This is a genomic window from Tangfeifania diversioriginum (assembly GCF_900141875.1).
In the GTDB taxonomy this organism is placed as follows: Bacteria; Bacteroidota; Bacteroidia; order Bacteroidales; family Prolixibacteraceae; genus Tangfeifania; species Tangfeifania diversioriginum.
In genome coordinates this window covers 142,447-166,704 of record NZ_FQZE01000006.1, presented here as the reverse complement: position 1 = coordinate 166,704, position 24,258 = coordinate 142,447, and the positions used below count along the sequence as shown (strand labels likewise).

Sequence of the window (24,258 nt, the reverse complement as noted above, 5' to 3'; positions counted from 1 at the left end):
ATGAACCGCCTTTTATTGCCCATAATTTCACTGTTGGTTTTGTTTACGTCATGCACGGTTTATAAAGAATATCCTATAGATGTTTACAAACCCGGTGAGGCAGCTGTTCCGCCTGCGGCAAACAGCGTGGCACTAATTTACCGTAATTTTAAATACCCCAACGATACCCTTCAGCATTTCTACAAAAACAACTACCGGCTGGTAAAAACAAAAAACGACCCCGACGGGCTGGACAGCATTATGGTTTATTCCTGCCTGAACGGATTGGCAAGAGAATTGAAAAGCAGCAATACATTTCAACAGGTTCATCTGTTTCCATATAGCTCGTTTGAACGTCACACGGGAGAACATTTGCCTGAGTTGCCCGGTGAACTTACCCAAAAAATTGCCGGCACCACCCAATCTGATTTACTTATCGCACTGGAAACATTCTCCTACTTTTTTGCCTCTTATCCTGAAAATTTTGAAATACCGGAATCGAACGAGGTAATTACCGCTGCGGTGTGGGGAATTTACGATCCGGCCAGGGAACGGCTTATTGAACGAAAAACAATTATTGATACAGTTTTCTGGAACGGCTACGACAATCAGGGCAATTACCAGAAAGGGTACAATCCGCCGCCCAGGCTGCAGGCCTTGCAAATGGCATCGGCACTGGCAGGCGAAAATTACGCCAAACGGTTTCACGCGTCATGGGAAACGGTTAACCGCATTTATTCAGTTCCGCCGCTACCCGACTTTGAACAGGCTGCTCTCTATTTTGAAGAAGGAAAATGGGATCAAGCCATTGCGCTGTGGGAAAAATACGCCGATGATAAAAATGGAAAGCTTGCCATCAATGCCCGCTACAACATGGCGCTGGCCTACGAACTGAAAGATAATATTCCTTTGGCTGAAGAGTGGTTAGAAGCGGCCTATAAATTGGCAAAGAGTTACCGCAACCAGGAGGAGCTGGACATGATTCGTTCATACCGGAAAGCGCTCGAAACGCGTAAAAAAGATTTCAAAAAATTAAACCAAACGGAAAATGAAGAGCAGCGTTAAGCTTCTGTCAGCTGGTTTAGCTGCAATGTTGCTGCTTTCCGGCTGCAATACGCTTAATAATATTCAAACAATTGACTTGGAAGTTTTTGTGCCCGCCAGTATTGTTTTTCCTCCTGAATATAAAAATGTGGCCGTGCGATACAACAACAGCAATGCACAGTATAATCCGTGGTTTGCAGAATACTCCATCGAATCGGTTGCAGCGCGAGATACAACAAACATTGACAGTATTGCATCCGAAATCTATTTCCGGGAATTTCTGGAGACATTAAAGTATCAGAATTTTTTTGATACAATTGTGTATATTGAACCTGGGAACTATAAAGAAACCCGCTTCTCAGATGAGTTGATAAAACCGGATTCGCTAACAACTGAGGACGAAACCCCGGGGAACCTTTCAACACGCGAACTTTCTTCCATTCTTACCACTTATCCTGCCGACAGTTTGGCTGCCAACAAAATAACACTGGACCCCGACTTGGGTCTTTACTCAAAAAATAAATTACAACAAATTGCCGATACAACCCAGTGCGACATACTATTGTCGTTTGATTTATTTTCCAGCCTCGATGGTATTGGCTACAACCCTGAACTTGATAAGAGTTACCATCTGGTTTTTAATATGGCTTTCTGGAATTTTTATGATTTATCCGACCAGGAACTTCAGTATTTTTACAATCGTGTGGACACCATTTCGTGGCAGTCTGATGAAATCACTGCCTTTGCATCTTTACAAAAACTGCCACAACGAGAAAAAGCCCTGAAAGAAGCAGCGCAAATATCAGCCATTAGTTTTGCAGAATTTTTGGTGCCCCACTGGGAACTGGTTCAGCGGATGTATTACAAATCGGGAAATTCCGGGTTAAGAAAAACGGATAAATTCATTTCAGAAGGAAAATGGTTAGAGGCTGCTGCAATCTGGAAAGCCAACATTGAGAATAAAAACGATAGGATTGCAGCAAAAAGTATGTTTAACATGGCGCTGGCCTCCGAAATGGAAGGTTACCTGGATGCAGCCATCGACTGGGCCGTAAAATCGTACCACGTTTTTGGAGAAGAAAATAAACTTCATGCCGAAAACTGTAAAGATTACATCCGGATTTTATCGACCCGTAAACGGGATTTAAAAATCATTGAAAAACAAATTAAATTGTAGTTTCTTTACAATTAAAAAGCAGCTACCCATTTTCCAGGATAACTGCTTTTGATATTTTGTATTGACTGAAAACAATTCCGCAACTACCTCAGCTCCAGCATCACAATCGATTTAGCCGGAAGATTTACCTCCAATTGATTTCCGTTTACTTTAACATCACTGAAAGATGCGGATGAAACCTCTTCGGCTTCTCCAAAATCGTTGTAGGAATTTACTTTTTCACCGGTAATAATTTCGCCCCTTTCAAAACTTACATTTTCCAGTCCGCGCAGTTCGCAGGTTAAATCGAGCGCTTCATTCGGGTCGATGTTGCTGATGGTGATGTGAATGGTTCCGTCTTCGCTTTTTGAGGCAGAGGTTGAAATGGCCGGAATCCTCTCACCGTCGTGCGAATAAAATTCAGATTCCACATCAGTAGGAAGCAGGGTTGCGTCGTAGTGCACTTTGTACATTTTAAAAACGTAGTAGGACGGTGTTTTAACAATCTCATCGTCTTTGGTCAGGATCATGGCTTGCAGCACATTCACAGTTTGTGCAATGTTGGCCATTTTTACCCGGCGGCAGTAGTTGTTGAATAAATCCAGATTAACAGAAGCCACCATGGCATCGCGCAGGGTGTTTTGTTGATAGAGGAAACCCGGGTTTGTTCCCGGCTCCACATTGTGCCAATTGCCCCATTCATCCACAATCAAACCTACCCGGTTTCGAGGATCGTAACGATCCATAATATTGATGTGGTTCCGTAGCAGCTCATCCATAAACAGCGTTTTGCTCATGGTTAAAAAGTAATCGTTTTCATCGAAATCGGTTGCCGATCCTTTATCGCCCCATGAATGCGCTACTGTGTAATAATGCAGCGAAATTCCCTGGAAGCTTCTGCCCGGTGCCCCATCGCGCATCAGTGTTTCCATCCAGTGGTAATCAGCGCCGCTTGGCCCGCAGGCAACACGGTACAAACGGTTGTCTCCGTAATTTTTGGTGTAAGTGGAATAGCGTTTCATTTCGTTGGCATAATACTCGGCAGTCATGTTTCCGCCGCAGCCCCAGTTTTCATTACCAACTCCCCAGTATTTTACGCCCCAGGGTTCTTCACGACCGTTGGATTTGCGCAGATCGGTCATCGGGCTGATGTTGCCGGAGTTGAGGTACTCCACCCATTGCGACATTTCCTGAACCGTTCCGCTGCCGAGGTTTCCGCAAATTACCGGTTCGGTATCTAACTGGTTGCAGAGTTCCAAAAATTCGTGGGTGCCAAAATGGTTGTTTTCGGTTACCCCGCCCCAGTGCGTGTTAATCATGGTCGGGCGTTCGTCGCGCGGACCGATGCCGTCCATCCAGTGGTATTCGTCGGCAAAGCAACCGCCGGGCCAGCGCAGGTTGGGAATTCCCATTTCGCGCAGGGCGTCCACCACGTCGTTGCGGATGCCGTTGGTGTTGGGAATGTCGGAATCTTCGCCAACCCAGTACCCGCCGTAAATACAGCGGCCGAGGTGTTCAGAAAAATGACCGTAAATGTGGCGGCTGATTTTTTCTTTACCGAGATCGGTGTTCACTACAATTTTATTTTGTGCTGTTGCAGACAGGGCTACCAGTAAAAAAACGGGAAGGATTAATCTTTTGAAGTTCATTTCAGTAGGTTTAAGATGAATAAAAGTAACTTTTACTACAAATATAAAACTCTCTACCAAAAAAACAAACAGATGATGACCTGTTTAAAACTATTTTATGACGATTATCCTGACAAGTCATAGTCTCACTCAAAGTGAGGCTATGACTGTTTCTCACATAAACCACATTTAAATTCTCTGCTGTAAAACATCCATCTTCCGGGTTACCTTTTCCCCGTTTTCTGAACATATATACAAAAACACAATACCAATAATTTTAAAAAACAGGAGGCACGCAACCAAATTTTAACTTTTAGCATCTTAACAAACAAAACATTAACTTTTAAAACCAATAGTATGATGAAACACAGCCCATAACACATATTTCCCAGGAAACCACAAGGTGGAATCACTCCGGGAAAATGCCAACCAAAAGCAAAAAAACCAATCCGATTTGCTCTTATGCTTGGTAACTCTGGTTGCCTTGAATATCAAAAAGCACGTTGTACAAATCATTCTCTACTAAACACTTGAAATAATGAAAACAAAAAAAATAGAATTACTTGCCAGCTTCCTGCTCCTGTTGCCTATTTGTGCGGCTTTGCTGATGTCTGGTTGTGAAAAAGAAGAAGACGAGGAGTTAACTGAAATAGAATTATTAAAATTCTCTGATTTCGGATGTGAAAATTACACATGGAACTTTAAACCCGGTTATTCCAATAATTACTACATAATTAATTCTCAACAAAAATTAAGCGTCTATATTAATAGCGATTGTATGCCACAAATCGATTTTAACGAATACGTTGTAATAATTGGAAGCAAAAGTTTTACTACCGGAGTTTCTTTATTTGAAGAAAAAGTGGAGGAAAACAATAAAAAAATTGTTTACACTATAACTTTTTTAACAGATTTAACAACGGTTGCTTCTGGCGCAAAATACCATACTGTAATTAAAAAGCCCTCTAATAAAAAAGAAATCAAAGTTGTTGAAATTGTTAAAGACCATATTTAAAAAAAACAAAAATCCCCCGCTGGCGCATAGTAATAATGTGTGCCTCTTTCGTTAATCATCCGATTAACTTAATCCCATCCGATTTAAATTCGATTCGCTTTTTCTTATAAAGATTGCCGACAGCCTTTTTAAAATTCTTTTTGCTGATTCCCAGCAACGACTGGATGATTTCGGGTGAAGTTTTGTCATTTAACGCAAGGAAGCCGTTATTTTCGCGCAGGGTTTCCAGCAGTTTTTCTGAAATGGGGTCAATTTTCCCGTAACCCGGTTTTTCAAGCAGTAAATCAATTTTATCATCGTCCCGGATTTTATTGATGAAACCCTCCAGCTTTTCACCGGGTGAAAGGGGTCTGAAAACCTGATTCTTGTACAAAATTCCCCAGTGCTGTTTGTTCACAATGGCCTTGTATCCGATTTCAGTTTCTTCGGCAATAAGCAGGTCCACTTTTTCGCCGGGTACATAACCAGGAGGAACGTTGTCCAAAAACTTATCGATTTTTGCGGAGGCTGCAATCCGGTTGGTTTTTTCATCCAGAAAAACATGAACCAGGTAGGTTTTGCCTTCCGTCATTTTTGCTTTTTGTTCGCTCATGGGCACCAGCAAATCTTTAGGCAGGCCCCAATCGAGAAAAGCCCCGAAACGGTTGGTTTCAATCACTTTTAAAAATGCAAATTCACCCACCATCGCCAGCGGATTTTCGGTGGTAGCCACCAGCCGGTCTTCCGAATCGGAATAGATGAACACTGTAGCCTGCTCACTGGCTTTTACCTCGTCGGTTACAAACTTACGGGGCATTAAAATTTCACCCAGGTTTTCGCCATCTAAGTAAACACCGTTCTCCGTTTCCCGTACTACGCTCAGGATATTTATTTTGCCTATTTCTGCCATTGTATTTTTTTAATGAATTGATTTCAGGTTTTCCACAAGTCATAGTCTCACTCAAAGTGAGGCTATGACTAAGGAGTTTCTTTCAACAGTTTTTCAAAAATTTCCCCCGGTACTTTAAAAACCGTTCCGTGCCGTGTTCCTTCCGGGAAGTTTATCTGGTCGGAAATGTCTTCCCAGTTTTCGAGGTCGGACGAGCGCACCGCGCCCATATTGTGGTCGATGTATTTATCGAAATACACCACCCTGTGTTCGCCCATTTTCAACGGAGTCGGTCCCTCGGCCCAGTAGTCGCCGGTGATGGGCTCGCCGGGTTTGCTGTAGCCTTCTGTAAGCTGATTGCTGGTAGCCACCCGTATATTTTTCTCGGCCGGATGGCGGGTTTCATCTTTCAGAAAAAGAATGTATTTCCCGTCTTCTTTCGCCAGCGTGCCGTCAATCACATTAAAACCTTTATCATAGAAAAGTTGCGTTCCGCTGAAGGTTTCAAAATCTTTGGTGGTTACGTAATACATGCGGTGGTTGTAACTGTCGTCGCCGGTGGATGCACTTTCCGGAAACCGGCCGGGAATGGTGGTGGACCAGAAAATTATGTACTGTTCCGACGCTTCATCGTAAAAAACCTCAGGTGCCCAGCAGTTGCGGGCTGTGGGTTCGTGCTCCATCACCGGGATGTACTTTTGCTCCGACCAGTTGATTAAATCTTCGGAACTGGCGTACCCGATTCCTTCTTCGTTCCAGCTCACGGTCCACACCATGTGGTATTTGCCGTCGGGACCGGAAATGACACACGGGTCGCGCATGAGTTTGTCGTTGCCCACCTGCGGCATTAAAAACGATTGATTGTTGTTCAGCGCCTCCCAGGTCAGGCCGTCGTAACTGTAGGCCAGATGCAAACCATCTTCGCCATTTCCCTGGAAAAAGGAAAACATGTAAACCTCATCACTATTCTGTGAAAAAACCTGAAATCCTAAACAGGATAAACAAAAGACTACAAAAATAATTTTGATTTTATTATTCATTTTTTGAGTATGAAATAATTATCTTGAATTCGACTCCTTAACCGCTTCAAAACTATTAAAAATTGATTGAAACTGTTTTAGCTTTTTTGTTTTTTGCAAAAGGCGACGAAAGGTTATTAAATTTAGTTTTATTTCATGCTGACAGGAGGCTCACCTACAATCGGCTGAACATTGTATTTGGTTGTTCGCTTATCGTCGATTACTCCGTTCCAGTTCAATCCAAAGGCGAAATCGTACGAATTTCCTTCTGAATCAACATGACATTCCATATCTCTCGGTACATCTTCAAACTGTGCCTCAACGGTTTCCATGTTTGCAGGCATTTGTAGCGGCAGCAACCCGGATGGTTCTACCTGGCCGGAAATGATCTCAAGAAATGCTTTGTCGGGCACATTAGAAGCCCTGTTTCCACCAAATCCTACAAGGATAGCATCCACCTCACTTTCGAATTCACTGAAAACCATTGGATTCGACATGTCAACCACAACAATAACTTTGTCAGCAACAGATGCGGTGTTCAGCACAAGATCCAAATGACTTTCATTCGTGATGATTCCTGTTTCTCCAAAATAGGAGCGATTCTCCTTTACCAGTTTTTTAGTTCCGTTTTCTGTCACCTCAATCATATCTCCTCCAAGTGACTCGCGGCGCACAAATTCTGAATTGGCAGTGTACGGCCGATACTGCAGCGAAATTGGCAGATATGTATATTCCTCACGATCGGTTATGCTATTTTCAGATCCCGGGCCTTCTCTCATGCCCCCTGACTCCATAAAAGTTGGATTCCCGTTTTTAGGATTGCTAATTCGCACTATGGCAAAATCACATTTCGCTATTTCATTTTTGGATGCACGGATGATGTCGTTTTCTGATAACGTTGGATTTCCCTTGTCATCCGCCGGGCCGGTAAACGTTTCGGCCAGTGCATCAGTTAACACATCGTAATACTCTCCGGCTACCTCAAGGTCGAATCCCGGTTCAGCAGATGCCGGTGTCCTTCGCCATCCACCTGTTGCTGCTGTATATAACCTGGGAATATATACTTTTGGTTTTTCGGTTTCTGCTGATGCCTTTTGAATAATGTTGCCGCTGTTTTTCAGCATAACAACAGATTTAAGATGTGCCTGATGTGCAGCCGCTTCATGTTCAGGTTTCAGGGATGTGGATTCGGCCACTTTAAAATCGAGATATGGATTGTCAACGATGCCGATATTGAAGTGAGTTCTAAGCATCCGCTCAGTCCCTTTTTTCATAATTTCATCCATTTCTATTTTTCCCAGATTGGCAACTCCCAACTCATAAGCCTCCATTGCCAAGTCAACACTTTCCTGCAGAGCACCGCCTTCGCCTCCAAATGCATCACATCCGGCTTCCAGTGTGGCCAGTCTTTTTTCAACCGGAGTCAAATCTTCAACACCATAGTTTTTGCTGGTAAGAATGCCAAAGTCGGTCAGGATATAACCGTCCCAGCCATAATCTTCTCTTAACAATTCATTGATTTTATATTCACTGTAGCTTGTCCCAATGCGCTCACCACCCACTGGCGATCCATCTTCCTCAATACCAACCGAATAGTTTGTCATAGCAGCTGTTACTGTTTCTGTTTTTCCGGGCAGGTCCATGCAAGCTACAAATGGCAGAACATGCGTAAAAAACTGACCGCCCGGAAATACGTTGTATGCACCGTCGCGGGTATGCGACTCACGGCCGCCTTCGGCCGCGCCGTCTCCGGGCCAGTGTTTCATCTGGTTATTCACACTGTGTTTGCCCCAACCCAAATCATTCCCTTCTTCATCATAAGTAGATTGCCAACCGTTGATGACGGCTCTCGCCACATCCATTGAAAGGGCGGGATCTTCTCCAAACGTGCCGGGGATACGTTTCCAGCGGGGTTCTGTTGCCAGGTCCATTTGTGTGGCAACCTGCATAGATATTCCCATGGCACGCCATTCTTCCGACATCATTCTGCCAAATTGCGCTCCAACTTCAGGATCGAATGTTGCAGCCAAACCAAGATTGCTGGGCCAGTTTGATACGTCGCCAGACCTTGGGTCATCTATCCAAACCGCTGGAATGCAAACAATATTGTCAAGGCCTTCAATGTACTCCTGTACCATGTTGTTCCAATTTACCTTTGTCCTTGAGTCAGTTCTACCTCCACGAGGCGCCCTTAACTGCCGATAGCCCAGGTCCAGGGAATTCTTTATTATCGCATCGAGTGAATCAGGATTAACCGTCCAACTGCCAAAGGGATTCATTTTCATGCCCATCATCTGTTCTGTTGGAATTTCATCAACCATGCTTTTCGCCCTGGTTTCAAAATCAACGCGCCAGTCTTCAAATTCATCCAGCAGGTTGTTTTTGTTGAGATCTTTAAATGCGTATCCGTCAACCTGGATAAGCTGTAGCCCTGAATTCTTCGAATAACCGAGGGTAGTTCCTGCTTCATTTGTAACCATCGTCCAGCCATCCGGAGTCTCTGATTCTTCCCACCTGATGTTGCCCGAGCCGAGAGGATCGGTTTTTCTTGGGTAATCGTCAGTTTTGCTGCAGGCAAAAAATAAAATCGCTACTGCAAAAGAAATAAGGATAATCAGGGTGTTTTTTGAGGAAGTAAGGTCTTTAATTAGTCTCATTGGTTTATCTCCTTCTCGTTAATAGTTAGTATCAAATATGTTTAAATAATGTTCGTTTAATTCTCTGTTTTTCTGATTAATAAAGTTTAATGTTCACCTGTTACTGAATGCCTCCTTAAATTTCTTTTTATAAACTCTCCCAAGTGGAATTTTAGCCTGATTTATTTCAATATAATTTGAGGATGTTTTTTCTACAAGTTGTAAATTAACGATATAGGAACGATGAATCTGGATGAATTGATTGACTGGTAATTTATCTTTCCAGTATTTTAAAGAATATGAAACATGGTGTTTTTTATTCTTACAAAATATGTGCGAATAATCTCCATCAGCCTGAATATATGTAATATCATCAAATTTAAGTTTAATAAAATCATATCCTTCTTTTATTAAAATGCTTTCAGGTATTTTACTTTCGGCAGAGGTTGAAGTATTTTTCGTTAAACGCTCCACCTTTACAACTGCTTTTAAAAAGCGTTCGAAAGAAAAAGGTTTTAAAAGATAATCCACCACCTCAAGTTCATAACCCTGCAAAGCATAATCGGGGAAAGCTGTAGTTATGATAACGAAAGGTTTCTTGTTTAATATCGTTAAAAAATCGATGCCCGAGAGTTTGGGCAAATGAATGTCAAGAAATATCAAATCAATCTGATGATTACGCAAATACTCCATTGCATCCAGGGCATTTGAAAACGAGCCCTTTAAATCCAGCTCATTTACATCGCCAATGTATCTTTGCAGAATTTTACGGGCCGGCATCTGGTCTTCTATTACAATGCAGCTAATCATCTGATAAATCAATTTCTAAAAAAACTTTATACCAATTTTTCTTCGCTTCAATAGTTAGTTTATACCTGTCCGGATAACTCAATCCCAAACGTCCCTTTACATTTTTTAATCCAATTCCTTTGCTCAGGTTATCGGTATTGGTTTGTCCTGAATAATTATTTTCACAATTAAAAGATAAGGTATTATCAACTATTTTTACTGAAATATTAATCTGAACATTGCTGAGCTGACTGGCAGTTGCATGTTTAAAAGCGTTTTCAACAAAAACCATTAGAATAAGCGGAGCAATTCGTAAATTTCCCGGCTCACCATCTATATTAAAAGTAACCCTCCCTTCATCATCTAACTGAAGTTCGCTAAGCTTTACATAGTCATTCAAATTATCTAATTCCTTGCTTAACAATACAGTTTTATCCCGGCAATCATATAGCATATACCTTAAAATGGAGGAAAGTTGCAGGATAATTTCAGGAGTTTTAGGTGAATTCTCCAGCGCAAAAGCATACAGGTTATTTAAATTATTGAACAGAAAATGAGGATTGATTTGTGAATTCAAAAACTGTAATTCACTTTCAGCAATCATCCTGTTTAATGTGTCGATTTTTCGTTGTTTTTGATTGGCGTCCCAGGCAAATTTAAAACCGATCATGAGCAGAATTGTAGGCAGACTCTTGATAAGCGTCATTAAAAACAGTACGTTTTCATACCGTGCCGAATTGCGATAAAACAGCCATTCTACAAAAAATTCATCTACAAAAATAACCGCCACCAGTACAATTAAAAATCCAAATGTAAAAGCGCCATACTTTTTCGTATAAAAATAGCGTGGAAGCAGGAAATAATTAACAACGAGAGCAGCAACAATATAATTGAGTTTATAAACCACTTTATGCCACTGCAGTCCAGGTTCGTGTCTATCAAAAATATCGAGGAAAATTAGTAATGCTATGAAAATGCCCAGAAACAGGTATTCTTTGTTTGCTCTTTTTAAAAGTCGTACCATGCATTAACTATTTTATAACGAAGATAGTTGCCTTTTTTGAAATGTTTATTTGGATTCGATAAATAACTGAATAAACTGGTTGAACAACAGGATTTGAAAACACCTGGCTATTCAACCAGAAATACAGGTAGCCGGCCGAATATATTTTCCCTGTTGACTACTCTAAGCTATATTGCAGTAAGTTTATTGTTCCATACAATAAATATAGTTTGTTAACACGGCCTGATACAGAGGTATCAGGCTTTTTTTATATCGAACATCATAACCTGAACGTATGTGTATATTTCAACAGTATCGTCCGGTTTATAAAAGCAGGTAATTCGGGTGTTGTTCCTGCTTTATCGGCATTTCTCAGGTCGTTGAGCACCAGGTATAAATTATTCCCATCGCGCGGAGTGTACCTGAGCCGGAAATTGGTCAGCAATATATTGTCAATTTCATTGTACTGAATGAATGAACTCATCGATAATTTTGTATTCAGCATGTAGGTAGCTTTTATTCGTGCAATGTTGTTGGTAAAACTTTGATTCTGATCAGGGAAATTGACCTTATCCAGTTTATAAGTAGCTGATAATTGCACACTTGATGAAAGATTGAATTCAGGCTCAAATTCTACTGAAAACTGTTTCCCGTCATAAAAGCCTCCTCCGTCAATACTAAAATCCGCAACAACTTTTTTTGTTCTGGGCGTATTAAAGCGGGTTCGCAGGTTCCAATATGAATAATCATCGGCTATCACAACAATGTTGTTTGGTAAATAAAAATCATGTATTAAACCTTCTTTATTGTATTGGTAAGATATAAACATACCTATTCCACTTTTTAAGTCCATTTTGAACTGCAATGCAACTTCCATTTGCTCAATTTTTCCATCCAAAATTCGCTTCGTCATTTCAAAATCATTTTCGATAGAATACTTAAAGATGGTAGAATTTTCCCCGGGAAACCAACCGTATCCGAGCGTACTTCTAACCTCATGAATATTGTTGATAAAAATGAATCCTGATGCCGGAATGAAGTCTTTGCCCCAGTAAGCATATTTCCCCCCATACAAAAATCCTTCTTCTGCTCTGCGTTGCAATTCAAAAGAGAAAAATGTAGGGTCGAGCGAAAGCATTTCTGAGTCAATTGAATTATCCTGCGACTGTGCCAGTTTTATAGTTGCATAATCCACGTCAGTAATTTTAAAAATCCCGTCCAGGCCATAAGCCACATTGTAATTTCCTTCAAAATCAACACGTGAAGTTACCATTCCGCCGACGTAAGAATTTTCATTGATGACCTGTTTTCTCAACCGTGCAACTCCAAAATTTTCTGCTGGATTCCCATTAAATTTTGTGGTATTCATATTGAGAAAACCGACATCCCATTTTCCGAGCCGTCCAACCAGTCGGACGCCTCCTAAAATATCAACCGGCTCACGATTGGCAATTCCAATGTTACGGCTGTAAAACAAATCCTGCGGACCTCCCAGTTCATAACTAAAAATACCGGAGCGCTCCTGGAAAAACAACCGCTTTTCAGGGAAAAACAGCGAGTAGCGGGTTAAATTTACTTGTTCATCATCGGCCTCCACTTGTGCAAAATCGGTATTTACCGTAAAATCGAGGGTGAGATTATTATTCAGGTTGTATTTCACATCGAGGCCGCCGGTAAACTCCGGGTCGCTGGTGCTAACATATTCATTTCCGGCTTCATTCAACTCATAATTTTTTGAAGTACCTCCCAAGAGGTAGGGTGAAATATAAACCGGATTTCGTGATTCAATCCCTTCAAAAACAATGGTTTTTCCAAGAGAAGGGCGCAAATTGGCATCGCGGCCATATTTGGTATCGATTGCCGGCCAGGTGTCAATTTCATTCACATGACTGATTTTACGATTGATTATTAATCCCATTTCTGTTATGTCATTTGCACTCTGAAAACGTAAACTCGAAAACGGGATGCGCATCTCAACATGCCAGGCATTCGGGGTGGTTACCGTTTTTATATCCCAAAAAGAATCCCATGTGTAGTTTATACTTCCACCACCGGGCCCTCCGCCCTGTCCGTCATTTGAAACGGAATAATCAATTTTTAATCCTGAGGGCATGGTAAAAAATCCCAGCGCGTTTTCATTATCATCATAAGTATCGAGCAAAATTCCAAATGAGTCGGAATTTTCAGATTCTTCATCACGTTTTTTACTTGTGGATACGATGTCAGAAATATCTTCGTAATGCAAAATGGCTCCTACCCAAAGGTATTCATCGTCAAAAGTTATGTACACTTCATTTTTTTCAGTTGGCAGATTATTAAAAACCGGAAAGTGCATGGTGAGTGGAAATTCAGTGCTGAGCTTCCAGGCCGGTTCTTCAACTTTCCCGTCAAAATTAATTTCACCGGAAAGCGGTTTGATTTGCACTCCATCCTGCCCAAAAACGTTAAATCCAATTAGTAAAATGGCTGATAAAATTAAAAAAGCAGCTGACTCTCTTTTCATAACAAATAAGGTTTTATAACTAAGATAGCTGCTTTTTTGAAAAGTTTATTTTGAATCGATAAATGACAGAATAAACAGGTCGAACAACACGATATAAAAATAAATGGCTGTTTAACCAAGGGTTTAGGTAATCAACCTAAATTACTTTATCAGACGAATAATCTCAACTATATTGCAGGAAATTTATTGTTCCATACAATAGATCTAACACGTTATTACAGCCTGATAAAGAGGTGTCAGACTTTTTTTTATAAGTGTCGAACTGGATCATTTTCCTTGATTCAGTTTCAATCTGCATTTTATCTTACCTACTTAGTGGAAAATGATAGCTAGGTACTTCAACGCTACAAAAAAAATAAATCATCATAAATATCCACTTATTTTCAATCAATTACTATAAATCTCCACCAATCACCACCCAATCCCCACAAATCCCCATCCTCTTCATCCTCCCGACTTCTTCACCTTGTACCCTTCTGCTTTCAGCAGTTCCATCACGCGTTCACGAAATTCACCCTGAATCAAAATCTCACCGTCTTTAACGGTACCTCCAACACCACATTTTGTTTTCAGCATTTTGCCCAGTTCTTTTAAATCGTCTTCACTCCCTACAAAACCGGTAACCAATGTCACACTTTTACCTTTCCGCTTTTTGCGGTCGATGCTCACTTTCAGGCTTTGTTGTTGTGGAGGCAAAGTTTCTGCCTCTGGTTCATTATCCTTTTCATATTCAAAATCGGGATTGGTAGAATATACCGTACCCAGTCTTTTTTTCCAGTCGTTATCCATAACTCAAAATCTCCAGATTATTAACAAACTCCCCCAAATGTAGGCCAACATCCACCACAAATAAGCCAATTTAGCATACAGTAGCAATGAACCTGACACCTCTGTTTCACTTCCTTTTTCCCTGAAATAACGCCATAACAGCAGCGCATTTACCAACATGACCAGCACCCCTGAAAAACCAAGAATACCGTGCAGTGTAAAAGGGCTTCCGGATGTAGCAATTACCATTAAGGCAGCCCCGGTAATATCGAGAATCACACCAGTAGTGATATATACCAACACGCCTGTTGAAACCATTTTAAAATGTGTAAGCGATATTGTGCCAATGCCGTATGAAAGCAACGAAAAAGTTATTACAAAAGCACCGGTCAGCGAAATCGGATTCATAACAATTAAAACAGGTTAAGCAGAACAAAGGTAATTTTCTTAAATGAACACAGGAAAAGATTTTATTCTTTATTCAGGTCCGGGGGGTAAATTTGATTGCCGGAAAAATGTTTCGTACCTTAACGCATAATGTTCAATTATAAAAAAAGATCATCACTATGAAAAGATTATATGTTTTTGCATTTGCCCTCTTTCTTTCTGTTTTTCTGATGGCACAAAACCAGGAAACCCCACCGGTTACGCTCGATAAAATTTCGGATAACCTTTACCAGGTGATGGGAGGCCGTGGTGCCAACGGCGGAATGTTTATTGGCGAAAACGAAGTGCTGATTATCGATGCCAAAATGGATAAAGCTTCGGTTGACGGCATTTTCGAAGCGGTAAAATCGGTAACTGACAAGCCGGTGAAATTCCTCATCAATACCCACAGCGACGGCGACCACGTAAACGGCAACGAATTTTTCCCGAAAGAAGTAACCATTATCGCACACGAAAACTGTCGTGAAGAATTTTTCCATCCTGGCCGTGATGGTTCAATCCCGAGATGGAACAATGCAGCACTTTTGCCTTTTGTGCCGCAGGTAACCTTCAACGACAAAATGCAACTGCACATGGGCAACCAATCGATTGAAATGTATTACTTTGGGGCAGGCCACACCACAGGCGACATTGTGGTGTATTTCCCGGAAGAAAAAACGGCTTTTATCGGCGACCAGGTATTTAAAGGGCGCCCTCAACTCATTCACTCCTACAAAGGTGGGGATTCCTTCGAACATGTAAAAACCACCCACAAAATATTGGAAACACTGGATGCCGAAAAATTCTGCAGCGGGCATGCTGATATTATGACCCGTGCAGATATTGAACAACACCTGGAGGAGATAACTGCTTTTCAACAAAAAGTTAAAAAGCTGGTGGACGAAGGAAAAACACTGCAAGAAACCCGAGCTGCCTTTAATGAAAACGAAGCAAGGCTGGTGGAATCGGTTTATGGTGAGTTGAAATAGTTAAATCACCACTCTACTCCATCATTCGTCAGCACAGCATAATCCGGCCGCGGGTTGCGCTCCGAAAAAACCTTCATTTTTTCATAAGGCTCAACAACGATTCCTTTTTCGATTACCGCCCCGTTTTTGTCGAGGACAACATTCATATTCAACCCAAGTTGTTCAGCCAGGAAAGGATATACCGCTTTTCGCTTGGGCAGTTCGTAACCATGCCCTTCATCGGGTAAATGAACATTTTTTACCCGGTTTTTCACGCCCATTAAATTATAGATATATTGAATATGCGGAAACTCCACATCAGGCGTATTTTTGGTCCAGTCGGCACCATCGGATACAATCAGCATAGGACGCGGTGCCGCCAGTGCAGCTATTTCCACATTGTTGGTCTGGTGCTGTTTGCTTTTATGAATGGGCATTCCGCTTTCGCAAACACAACCGCCAAAGAAATGCGCCGAAACCTGCACAACCGGCACGGAAACTTTCACCCGGTTGTCAATAGCAGTTAGTAAAAAAGTCTGGGTGGCACCTCCCGAAGCGCCGGTTACTGCCATGCGTTCATCATCTATAAAATCGAGCGAGAGTAAAAAGTCGAGCGCGCGCGCACTGTTCCACAACTGCTGCTTTAGTGCAAGCGGGTGTTTGTGTTTCCAGCCCCATTCAGCCATTTCGCCGTAACCTACCATATCGATGGAATAAACCACAGCACCCATTCTGGTCAGTGCTGCGCAACGTTTCTGGGCATCTTCCCGAAAACGGCCATAATCGTCTGGTTCATTCCAGTGACCATGAGTACTCAGGATGCCGGGCAATTTTCCGGTTTTGGTTTCAGGAAGATACAAACTGCCGGTAACAAACACACCGGGCAAACTTTCAATGGCCACATTTTGCACCGAATAACCATCGTATTCACGAATCTCAGAAAAACGTGGTTTGAGTGGTGTTTTATCAGGGAAAGGAACCAGGTCGGCACCTTCCAGAATTCCCTGCCGGATAATTTCAGCACGCTGAAGCCACGCATCTTTTGTCTGGTATTGCGACTTCAACTTTTCAAGTACTTCTTTTGCTTCATTCTCAGTATAATAATGACCAATACAAAGATTTGGATTATTTTGTTCCTGAGAAAAAACCGGGTTAAAATGACTTGAAACAGCAAGGAAATAAATCAGAAAAACTAATCGTCTCATTTTTTTTATTGGTTATCAGTTACATTGGTTAAAGATACTATTTTCAGGAGAATTAAACTGATAACGGCTTTGATGAGAATGAAACGGGGGTAAGCGGAGAGTTACTGAAACTTTACATTTTGCTTTGCAGTATCGATTTTAGCTTTTCCGGGCAAAAAATACCTTCATGCGTCCAGATGGGTTCCCCCTCTTTAAACACAATAAGTGTGGGTAAGCGATTTACCTTGTAACGGCTGGCAATAAACGGGTTCCTGTCCACATTCACCTTTACAATTCGCACATCTTTCAATTCCTGCTTTACTTTCTTTAAAACCGGCGGTATTTCTTTGCAAGGGCCGCACCAGTCGGCATAAAAATCGACCAGGACCGGCTTGCGCGACTTGATGATATGCAAAAAACGTTGGTTCACTTTTCTCCTTCCGATTTCTTTTTTCGTTTCTGAACGAAATCATTAATGAAATCGCCCACCAGGTAACCAACGGCGGCTCCCCACAAGGTTGTCCAGTACCAAACTGACTGAATTGGGCAGGTGCCGCTGGTACACCCAATAAATTTCCAGTATAAAAATCCGCCTAATGCGCCAACAAGCGTAAAGGCAATTGCAAGTTTCTTATTTTGAATTAATTCTTTCATAATATTTCATGATACTTATTTTTAAACAACTTACTTATTTCGAAGTTCTTCCGTTTCAATCAATAATAATTATGGTACTTAGAATAAATTGAAATGATTTGATTCAGCTCATTTGGAGAGTCCCGGAATGTATAGAAAAACTTCATTTACAGGGCAAAGGAAAGAATATATTTTGCATTTGGCTACGACTAATGTCACACACCTTAAAAAGGGCCGGTAAAAAATAGTTGAATTCGTTGGCTGAAGGTTGATGGTTTTTTAATTTTAACTGTTTAAACCCGAAAAGTTAATATTATGCAACAGGTAAAACTACACGAAGGAGATATTACAAAACTGAAAGTTGACGCAATTGTAAATGCTGCAAACTCTACATTGCTGGGAGGCGGGGGTGTTGACGGGGCCATTCACCGTGCAGCCGGGAAAGAGTTGTTGGAAGAGTGCCGCACATTGAACGGTTGTGATACCGGCGATGCAAAAATTACAAAAGGCTATAAACTCCCGGCCAAATATGTTATTCACACAGTTGGTCCGGTTTGGAAAGACGGCAACAAAAACGAACCTGAAAAACTGGCCTCCTGCTACCGGCGTAGCCTTGAAATTGCGCTCGATAACAACGTAAAAACAATTGCTTTCCCCAATATCAGCACTGGTGTTTACGGCTATCCAAAACACCAGGCCGCACAAATTGCCATTTACGAGGTTTCTGCTTTTCTGATTGAACACCCGGAAATTGAAGAAGTTACATTTTGCGTATTCGATGATGAAAATTTTGACATCTACAAGAAGCTGCTGAAAGCCTGAAAAATTAATAAAGGGATTTTCTTTCCTTTATTCAATGAAATTAATACTTTTAGGCATTCAGAAAAATCAAGTTTATGAATGAAGAAAGTCGGTATTCAAACCAACCTGTTTTGCTTATAGCTGAAGACGACGAAACCAGTTTCATGTTACTAAAAGCCTATTTATCAAAAGGAAACTACAAATTATTACGTGCCGCAAACGGAAAACAAACTATTGAAATGCTGGAACAAAATCCCGATATTTCGCTCATTTTAATGGATTTAAAAATGCCTGTAATGGACGGATATGAAGCAGCCCGTACGATCAAGAATTCTCACCCCGATATTCCCATTATCGCGCAAACAGCTTATGCACTTTCGGGCGACAATCAAAAAGCAATTGAAGCCGGCTGCGACGATTATGTTTCCAAACCAATTAAAAAAGAAATATTGCTGAAAAAAATTAATGCCTTTCTACCCGGTTAGCCAGCACAGCTGGTTTTCTCCATTATTACATTCAGTTAATTTTTTCGGAGAATTTTACCAGCCCATAAACGTTTCACCAACATGGACACAGCTTCAGTAAGTATTATTAAAAAAGAACTTAAAACCTTATCCCCGCAACAGCTTCAGGATATTTGCATCCGGCTGGCCAAATACAAAAAGGAGAATAAGGAACTGCTGAGCTACCTGCTGTTTGAGTCGTTCAACGAACAATATTTTATTCGTCAAGTAAAGGAAGAAATCGACGAGCAATTCACCCACCTGAACCGCAGTAGTTTTTATCTTGCCAAAAAAACACTCCGAAAAGTGTTGCGCACCACACGCAAGTACATTCGTTTTTCCGGCTCAAAACAAACCGAAGTTGAGCTACTCATTTATTTCTGCCAAAAATTGAAAGAATCTGGTCTGCAACGGCGCTCCAGCCGTGTAATTCAGAATATGTATTCCCGTCAGGTGGAACGCATCAAAAAAGCCCTTTCGATGCTGCACGAAGATCTTCAGCTCGATTACGTGGAGGAAGTGGAGAAACTTTAAAAGTGATTTTCCAACCTTATTCAACCAAATCGAATCCTTAATTACCCTTTCTTTTTCTACTTTTGCCTTAAATTTAAATTTGATACAAATGAGCGACGACAAGAAGATAATTTTTTCGATGTATAAGGTAAGCAAGACTTACCCTCAGAGCAATAAAACAATCATCAAAGATATTTCGCTGTCCTTTTTTCTGGGAGCAAAAATCGGTATTATCGGCCTGAACGGGTCAGGTAAATCAACGCTTCTGCGCATTATTGCCGGGCAAGATAAAAATTTCAACGGCGAACTTGTTTTTGCCCCCGGCTATTCGGTTGGCCTGCTTGAACAGGAACCTCAGCTCGACGACAACAAAACCGTTATTGAGGTGGTAAAAGAAGGTGCAAAAGAAGTGGTAGATGTGCTGAATGCATACGAGGAAATCAATCATAAATTCGGGTTACCCGAAGTCTATGAAAACCCCGATGAAATGGATCGGCTGATGAAAGAGCAGGAAAAGCTGCAGGAAAAAATTGACCAGATGGATGCCTGGAACTTAGACAGCCGCCTCGAACGGGCAATGGATGCCTTGCAGTGCCCTCCCAACAATCAGCCGGTGAGTGAACTTTCAGGCGGTGAGCGGCGCCGTGTAGCTTTGTGCCGCCTGTTGCTGCAGGAGCCCGATATTCTGCTGCTCGACGAGCCTACCAACCACCTCGATGCAGAAAGTATTCTCTGGCTCGAAATGCACCTGAAACAATACAAAGGAACGGTTATCTGCATCACACACGACCGGTATTTCCTCGACAATGTTGCCGGTTGGATCCTCGAACTCGACCGCGGGCAGGGCATCCCGTGGAAAGGTAATTACACCTCGTGGCTCGAGCAAAAAGCCAAACGCCTGGAGCAGGAAGAAAAAGGCAGCCAGAAACGCAAAAAAACACTGGAACGCGAGCTGGAATGGGTACGCATGGCACCAAAAGCCCGGCACGCCAAATCGAAGGCCCGTTTAAACGCCTACGATAAAATGCTGAACGAAGATGAAAAACAGAAGGAAGAAAAACTGGAAATATTCATTCCAAACGGTCCGCGCCTTGGCGATAAAGTGATTGAAATGGAAAACGTCTCCAAAGGATTTGACGACCGGCTTCTTTTTGAAGATTTGAGTTTTAAGCTGCCGCGTTCAGGCATTATCGGGGTGATTGGGCCAAACGGTGTGGGTAAAACCACACTTTTCAAACTCATCATGAATCAATTGCAGCCCGATTCAGGTACCATTGAAATTGGCGATACCGTAAAAATCAGTTACGTGGATCAAACCCATGAAGCCATCGACCCGGAAAAATCGGTGTTTGAAGTCATTTCCGGCGGAACAGAAACCATTACACTGGGCAACCGCCAGGTAAATGCGCGGGCCTACGTGGCGCGTTTCAATTTTACCGGTGCCGACCAGGAAAAGAAATGCGGCGTACTTTCCGGTGGCGAGCGCAACCGCCTACACCTGGCGCTTGCACTGAAAGCCGAGGGCAATGTGCTGCTGCTTGACGAACCAACCAACGATATTGATGTAAACACACTGCGTGCACTGGAAGAAGGACTGGATAACTTTGCCGGCTGTGCCGTAGTCATTTCTCACGACCGCTGGTTCCTCGACCGCATTGCCACACACATCCTCTCTTTTGAAGGAGAAGCACAAGCATACTATTTTGAAGGCTCATTCTCGGAATATGAAGAGAACCGGAAAAAACGACTGGGAGACTCCGCTCCCAAACGTTTTAAATATAAAAAACTGCAATAAACCTCATAAAGAAAGGGCTGCCAACTGGCATGGCAGCCCTTCTTTTTGTAATTCCGAATTAATTCTATTCTATATCTGATTATTCAGCATTTCCGTCAAGTTTTAAACTATCATCTCTTTTGTGAACCTTACTTCCAATGGCTCCATAAAACAACAGGTAAGCCAAACCGGCAACAATTACCCAGTAGCTAACTTCGTAATTGACAACATCGGCAAGCCAGCCCTGTACCAACGGCAGGATTCCACCACCGGCAACCAACACCATGAAAATACCGGAAGCTGCAGCAAGGTATTTACCCAATCCTTCAACAGCCAGGTTGTAAATACTTCCCCACATAATTGAAGTACACAAACCAACCAGGGCAATGAAGAAGAACTTAATTGGCACCGGCATCATTCCAAACTGAATTGAACCTCCTATAACATTAAAAGTGGGCATAGAAATAATGGTTTTTGCAGGCCAGAAAATGGATAACAGCACCAGTACCAACCCCACAAATGAAGCTGTACTTAACATTTTCTTACTGGCAATTTTATCGCCGAACGAAGCCCCAAACAAACGACCGACAAGCATAAGCAGCCAGTAAATTCCAACTACTCCGCCTGCAATACCTGCTCCAATTCCAAGACCGGGAGTGTCCCTGCCTTCCACAATTTTCAGGGCACTTTCGTAGGCCATATCACTAATTACCAAATCCCTGTAACTTTTATCGTCAACATTCTGCTCGTCCTTCGACTTCAGTTCCTGCAGATAAGCTGCGTCAGCTTGTTGTTTTTGATATTCATCAATAATTTCCTGAGATTGTTCTACTGTAGGAGTAGTCATATACAAGTTGGCCATTCCGGGTGTTCCTACTTCAACACCAACATATACAAAAATGGCAATGGCTCCCAAAACAAAATGGCGGAATGTTAATGCACCGCCCATCATGCGTCCCAGTGGTTCTTTAGGCTGGTCAGCATGTGGTTCCGGAATTCTGGTAACCAAAAGAATAAAAAATACCAGGGCAAATACTCCTAAAGCGATATAAAGAATAGGAAATACGTCTCTGATATTGGCTTTTGTTGCCTCACCAATAAGAATACCTACAAAAACAGGAGTAAAAGTGGCCATAACAGAATTGAATGAACCACCAACCTGGATTAGCTGGTTTCCTTTGTTTCCTTCTCCACCAAGGGTATTCAGCATCGGGTTAACCACAATGTTTAACAAACACATGGAGAAACCAGCAACGAAAGCACCCAGCAAATAAATACCAAAGCTTCCGGCATGGCCTGAGAGATATTGTATTCCCACGCCAACAAATCCAACAGCCACTGCAATCAATGCGGTTTTCTTATATCCAACTTTCTGAAGAAGAATACCTCCCGGAATACCGATAACAGCATAGGCAATAAAATTGGCCAGGTTACCAAGCATACCCAGTGAGTTAGAAACATTGAACTGGTTTTTAAGTACAATTCCCATCGGTGCTGCCAAATTGGTAATAAATGAGATCATACCAAACAGCAGGATCATCATAATTATTGGCACTACATAACTTTTGTTTTTGTTCATGATTAAATGAATTTAAATTGATTAAATACTTCTTTTATTTTTTGTGTTATAATTTAATCGAAACAGATTTTTTTGATTTTTTTTAGTCTGCAGCAAAAGTATTAAAATATTTTTTCCGAAAAAGCTTTCAGAATGAAGCTTTTTACAGATCAAGTTTAACAGACCCCTGATTTCTGATAAACAACTTATGGCAGGCCCCTTTTCCGTAAACATGCTCTAATGCATTTACATATTCACTGAGTTTATCCTGCGGGACAAATGCCTGAATGGTTCCGCCGAACCCGCCACCATGAACACGCCATGCGCCACTGCCTTTCAGCACCATTTCACTGAGAGCCAGAGCCATTGAAACTACCTGTTCGTGCTTGTGCACCACGTCATAAATATTCTGATTATACATGTAAGAACTGTAGCCCGACTCGACTACCATTTTAAGGAAAGCCTGGAAATCATCATTTTCCAGCGCTGCAACCTGGTCAACCACACGTTGATTATCGCCAAAGAAGTGGTAGGCGCGCAAAATTGCACGGTCGCCTGTTTTCTCTCTGATTTCCGGAATTTTTTCCATTACCTGCTCCCAGGTAACTTCCCGGAGTACACCGGCTCCCAACTCAGCAGCAACTGCTTTCATTTCAGTAGGCAGCGATGCGTATTCTTCCTGAGAAGCAGCATCGTCGTGGCCTCCGCCAACATCGGTAATTACAAGCGAAAAACCGGTGGAAACAAAATCAAAATCAACCTCTTTTACAATTGGTTTTGCCGGATCTTTAAAATCGATGGTAATGAGCCCCCCAACCGAACAAGCCGTTTGATCCATTAATCCGCAGGGTTTTCCAAAATAGTTGTTTTCTGCCCACTGGCCAATAATCGCGTTTTCAACAGCCGACATTTTCCCGTCGTTAAAAAGCTCGTTTATAATGGTACCCATGAGTACTTCAAATGAAGCAGAAGAACTGAGTCCCGAACCTTTGGGCACGCGGCCTTCAACACAGGCATCGAATCCGCCGATTTTGTACCCCTTTTCTTTCATGCGGGCACAAATTCCTTTCACCAGCGAACTGGAGGTGTAAAAGTTTGATTTATCAATTTCCAAATCGGAAAGGTCCACCTCAAATGCCGGGTACCCCACTGATTTTACACGTATTTTATCAGTGCCGTTGGCCGCAGCCACTGCAATATTGTCGAGGTTAACCGCACCGGCAAGCACTCGTCCATAGTTGTGGTCGGTATGATTTCCGCCAATCTCTGTACGTCCGGGCGAACTAAATAACTGCACATCGTCAGCCCCGTAAGTTTTTTCAAATTCATTCATCAAAGCGGCGTAACGGTCAGCCTGTTCTTTTAATACCGCCTCATCGGTTCCGTACAAATCCTGAAACAGTGGGTTTTTCCCGCTATCAATTTTCTCAATTAAGTTATTAATCTTAGTCATATCTGATATTGTTTTAAATTAATACACAATTATATGA

General features: G+C 41.9%; 22 protein-coding genes. 8 read left to right on the top strand and 14 right to left on the bottom strand.

Going from position 1 to position 24,258, the window contains the following annotated elements; all coding sequences use genetic code 11:
- Both BUC07_RS05805 and BUC07_RS05800 read left to right on the top strand, forming a co-directional pair.
- Positions 1-1,044 (top strand): DUF6340 family protein, encoded by a 1,044-nt coding sequence (locus BUC07_RS05805; RefSeq protein WP_073166997.1) that lies wholly within the window; start codon positions 1-3, stop codon positions 1,042-1,044.
- Positions 1,028-2,200 (top strand): DUF6340 family protein, encoded by a 1,173-nt coding sequence (locus BUC07_RS05800; RefSeq protein ID WP_073166994.1) that lies wholly within the window; start codon positions 1,028-1,030, stop codon positions 2,198-2,200. Before BUC07_RS05805 ends, BUC07_RS05800 begins: the two co-directional genes overlap by 17 nt.
- Positions 2,201-2,283: 83 nt before the next feature.
- Here BUC07_RS05800 and BUC07_RS05795 read toward each other — a convergent pair whose 3' ends face one another.
- Positions 2,284-3,828 carry an alpha-N-arabinofuranosidase gene (locus BUC07_RS05795; protein ID WP_083578120.1) on the bottom strand — a complete coding sequence of 515 codons (1,545 nt, stop codon included), beginning with the start codon at positions 3,826-3,828 and terminating at the stop codon, positions 2,284-2,286.
- A 517-nt stretch (positions 3,829-4,345) separates the two neighbouring features.
- On the opposite strand from BUC07_RS05795, the gene BUC07_RS05790 reads away from it, so the two are divergent.
- Complete coding sequence (locus BUC07_RS05790) at positions 4,346-4,822, top strand: hypothetical protein (RefSeq protein ID WP_073166991.1); 477 nt, start codon at positions 4,346-4,348, stop codon at positions 4,820-4,822.
- 55 nt (positions 4,823-4,877) lie between these two features.
- On the opposite strand, the gene BUC07_RS05785 is transcribed toward BUC07_RS05790, so the two are convergent.
- From BUC07_RS05785 to BUC07_RS05750, 8 genes are all read right to left on the bottom strand, one after another.
- Positions 4,878-5,711 (bottom strand): CvfB family protein, encoded by an 834-nt coding sequence (locus tag BUC07_RS05785; RefSeq protein WP_073166987.1) that lies wholly within the window; start codon positions 5,709-5,711, stop codon positions 4,878-4,880.
- Positions 5,712-5,779: 68 nt separating this feature from the next.
- Complete coding sequence (locus BUC07_RS05780; RefSeq protein WP_073166984.1) at positions 5,780-6,730, bottom strand: glycoside hydrolase family 43 protein; 951 nt, start codon at positions 6,728-6,730, stop codon at positions 5,780-5,782.
- A 128-nt stretch (positions 6,731-6,858) separates the two neighbouring features.
- On the bottom strand, positions 6,859-9,366 hold the full coding sequence (locus BUC07_RS05775; RefSeq protein WP_073166980.1) for a glycoside hydrolase family 3 N-terminal domain-containing protein: 2,508 nt from the start codon (positions 9,364-9,366) through the stop codon (positions 6,859-6,861).
- Between the two features lie 93 nt (positions 9,367-9,459).
- Positions 9,460-10,155: a LytR/AlgR family response regulator transcription factor gene (locus BUC07_RS05770; RefSeq protein ID WP_073166977.1), complete on the bottom strand. Its 696-nt coding sequence runs from the start codon at positions 10,153-10,155 to the stop codon at positions 9,460-9,462.
- The gene (locus tag BUC07_RS05765) at positions 10,148-11,158 is read right to left on the bottom strand and encodes a sensor histidine kinase (protein ID WP_073166973.1); all 1,011 of its coding nucleotides are present in this window, start codon (positions 11,156-11,158) and stop codon (positions 10,148-10,150) included. Before BUC07_RS05765 ends, BUC07_RS05770 begins: the two co-directional genes overlap by 8 nt.
- Positions 11,159-11,417: 259 nt before the next feature.
- Positions 11,418-13,640, bottom strand: a complete 2,223-nt coding sequence (locus BUC07_RS05760) for a carbohydrate binding family 9 domain-containing protein (RefSeq protein WP_073166969.1) — start codon at positions 13,638-13,640, stop codon at positions 11,418-11,420.
- A 444-nt stretch (positions 13,641-14,084) separates the two neighbouring features.
- Positions 14,085-14,429, bottom strand: coding sequence for a translation initiation factor (locus BUC07_RS05755; RefSeq protein ID WP_073166965.1), 345 nt, complete (start codon positions 14,427-14,429; stop codon positions 14,085-14,087).
- A gap of 3 nt (positions 14,430-14,432) precedes the next feature.
- On the bottom strand, positions 14,433-14,816 hold the full coding sequence (locus BUC07_RS05750; RefSeq protein WP_073166962.1) for a hypothetical protein: 384 nt from the start codon (positions 14,814-14,816) through the stop codon (positions 14,433-14,435).
- Positions 14,817-14,974: 158 nt separating this feature from the next.
- On the opposite strand from BUC07_RS05750, the gene BUC07_RS05745 reads away from it, so the two are divergent.
- Positions 14,975-15,823 (top strand): MBL fold metallo-hydrolase, encoded by an 849-nt coding sequence (locus BUC07_RS05745; protein WP_083578119.1) that lies wholly within the window; start codon positions 14,975-14,977, stop codon positions 15,821-15,823.
- Between the two features lie 5 nt (positions 15,824-15,828).
- On the opposite strand, the gene BUC07_RS05740 is transcribed toward BUC07_RS05745, so the two are convergent.
- From BUC07_RS05740 to BUC07_RS05730, 3 genes are all read right to left on the bottom strand, one after another.
- Complete coding sequence (locus BUC07_RS05740; RefSeq protein WP_073166947.1) at positions 15,829-17,007, bottom strand: alpha/beta hydrolase family protein; 1,179 nt, start codon at positions 17,005-17,007, stop codon at positions 15,829-15,831.
- A gap of 112 nt (positions 17,008-17,119) precedes the next feature.
- Complete coding sequence (gene trxA, locus BUC07_RS05735) at positions 17,120-17,416, bottom strand: thioredoxin (protein WP_073166945.1); 297 nt, start codon at positions 17,414-17,416, stop codon at positions 17,120-17,122.
- A complete protein-coding gene (locus BUC07_RS05730; protein ID WP_073166942.1) occupies positions 17,413-17,640 on the bottom strand; it encodes a DUF6132 family protein in 228 nt (75 codons plus the stop codon). The genes trxA and BUC07_RS05730 overlap by 4 nt, the downstream gene beginning before the upstream one ends.
- A gap of 294 nt (positions 17,641-17,934) precedes the next feature.
- Here BUC07_RS05730 and BUC07_RS05725 point away from each other — a divergent pair, with 294 nt between their 5' ends.
- From BUC07_RS05725 to ettA, 4 genes are all read left to right on the top strand, one after another.
- Positions 17,935-18,441 carry an O-acetyl-ADP-ribose deacetylase gene (locus tag BUC07_RS05725; protein WP_073166938.1) on the top strand — a complete coding sequence of 169 codons (507 nt, stop codon included), beginning with the start codon at positions 17,935-17,937 and terminating at the stop codon, positions 18,439-18,441.
- A 74-nt stretch (positions 18,442-18,515) separates the two neighbouring features.
- Entirely contained in the window at positions 18,516-18,905 is a 390-nt protein-coding gene (locus tag BUC07_RS05720; RefSeq protein WP_073166935.1) for a response regulator, read from the top strand.
- 81 nt (positions 18,906-18,986) lie between these two features.
- On the top strand, positions 18,987-19,457 hold the full coding sequence (locus tag BUC07_RS05715) for a hypothetical protein (protein WP_073166932.1): 471 nt from the start codon (positions 18,987-18,989) through the stop codon (positions 19,455-19,457).
- 88 nt (positions 19,458-19,545) lie between these two features.
- Positions 19,546-21,231 carry an energy-dependent translational throttle protein EttA gene (gene ettA, locus BUC07_RS05710; RefSeq protein WP_073166930.1) on the top strand — a complete coding sequence of 562 codons (1,686 nt, stop codon included), beginning with the start codon at positions 19,546-19,548 and terminating at the stop codon, positions 21,229-21,231.
- 79 nt (positions 21,232-21,310) lie between these two features.
- On the opposite strand, the gene BUC07_RS05705 is transcribed toward ettA, so the two are convergent.
- Complete coding sequence (locus BUC07_RS05705; RefSeq protein WP_073166927.1) at positions 21,311-22,789, bottom strand: MFS transporter; 1,479 nt, start codon at positions 22,787-22,789, stop codon at positions 21,311-21,313.
- A 142-nt stretch (positions 22,790-22,931) separates the two neighbouring features.
- Complete coding sequence (locus tag BUC07_RS05700) at positions 22,932-24,221, bottom strand: galactokinase (RefSeq protein WP_073166924.1); 1,290 nt, start codon at positions 24,219-24,221, stop codon at positions 22,932-22,934.
- Positions 24,222-24,258: the final 37 nt, after the last annotated feature.

Excerpts from the sequence above, each read along its gene's own strand:
- BUC07_RS05805 (WP_073166997.1), top strand. The coding sequence starts at position 1 with ATGAACCGCCTTTTATTGCCCATAATTTCACTGTTGGTTTTGTTTACG.
- BUC07_RS05800 (WP_073166994.1), top strand. The coding sequence starts at position 1,028 with ATGAAGAGCAGCGTTAAGCTTCTGTCAGCTGGTTTAGCTGCAATGTTG.
- BUC07_RS05795 (WP_083578120.1), bottom strand. The coding sequence starts at position 3,828 with ATGAACTTCAAAAGATTAATCCTTCCCGTTTTTTTACTGGTAGCCCTG.
- BUC07_RS05790 (WP_073166991.1), top strand. The coding sequence starts at position 4,346 with ATGAAAACAAAAAAAATAGAATTACTTGCCAGCTTCCTGCTCCTGTTG.
- BUC07_RS05785 (WP_073166987.1), bottom strand. The coding sequence starts at position 5,711 with ATGGCAGAAATAGGCAAAATAAATATCCTGAGCGTAGTACGGGAAACG.
- BUC07_RS05780 (WP_073166984.1), bottom strand. The coding sequence starts at position 6,730 with ATGAATAATAAAATCAAAATTATTTTTGTAGTCTTTTGTTTATCCTGT.
- BUC07_RS05775 (WP_073166980.1), bottom strand. The coding sequence starts at position 9,366 with ATGAGACTAATTAAAGACCTTACTTCCTCAAAAAACACCCTGATTATC.
- BUC07_RS05770 (WP_073166977.1), bottom strand. The coding sequence starts at position 10,155 with ATGATTAGCTGCATTGTAATAGAAGACCAGATGCCGGCCCGTAAAATT.
- BUC07_RS05765 (WP_073166973.1), bottom strand. The coding sequence starts at position 11,158 with ATGGTACGACTTTTAAAAAGAGCAAACAAAGAATACCTGTTTCTGGGC.
- BUC07_RS05760 (WP_073166969.1), bottom strand. The coding sequence starts at position 13,640 with ATGAAAAGAGAGTCAGCTGCTTTTTTAATTTTATCAGCCATTTTACTA.
- BUC07_RS05755 (WP_073166965.1), bottom strand. The coding sequence starts at position 14,429 with ATGGATAACGACTGGAAAAAAAGACTGGGTACGGTATATTCTACCAAT.
- BUC07_RS05750 (WP_073166962.1), bottom strand. The coding sequence starts at position 14,816 with ATGAATCCGATTTCGCTGACCGGTGCTTTTGTAATAACTTTTTCGTTG.
- BUC07_RS05745 (WP_083578119.1), top strand. The coding sequence starts at position 14,975 with ATGAAAAGATTATATGTTTTTGCATTTGCCCTCTTTCTTTCTGTTTTT.
- BUC07_RS05740 (WP_073166947.1), bottom strand. The coding sequence starts at position 17,007 with ATGAGACGATTAGTTTTTCTGATTTATTTCCTTGCTGTTTCAAGTCAT.
- BUC07_RS05730 (WP_073166942.1), bottom strand. The coding sequence starts at position 17,640 with ATGAAAGAATTAATTCAAAATAAGAAACTTGCAATTGCCTTTACGCTT.
- BUC07_RS05725 (WP_073166938.1), top strand. The coding sequence starts at position 17,935 with ATGCAACAGGTAAAACTACACGAAGGAGATATTACAAAACTGAAAGTT.
- BUC07_RS05720 (WP_073166935.1), top strand. The coding sequence starts at position 18,516 with ATGAATGAAGAAAGTCGGTATTCAAACCAACCTGTTTTGCTTATAGCT.
- BUC07_RS05715 (WP_073166932.1), top strand. The coding sequence starts at position 18,987 with ATGGACACAGCTTCAGTAAGTATTATTAAAAAAGAACTTAAAACCTTA.
- ettA (WP_073166930.1), top strand. The coding sequence starts at position 19,546 with ATGAGCGACGACAAGAAGATAATTTTTTCGATGTATAAGGTAAGCAAG.
- BUC07_RS05705 (WP_073166927.1), bottom strand. The coding sequence starts at position 22,789 with ATGAACAAAAACAAAAGTTATGTAGTGCCAATAATTATGATGATCCTG.
- BUC07_RS05700 (WP_073166924.1), bottom strand. The coding sequence starts at position 24,221 with ATGACTAAGATTAATAACTTAATTGAGAAAATTGATAGCGGGAAAAAC.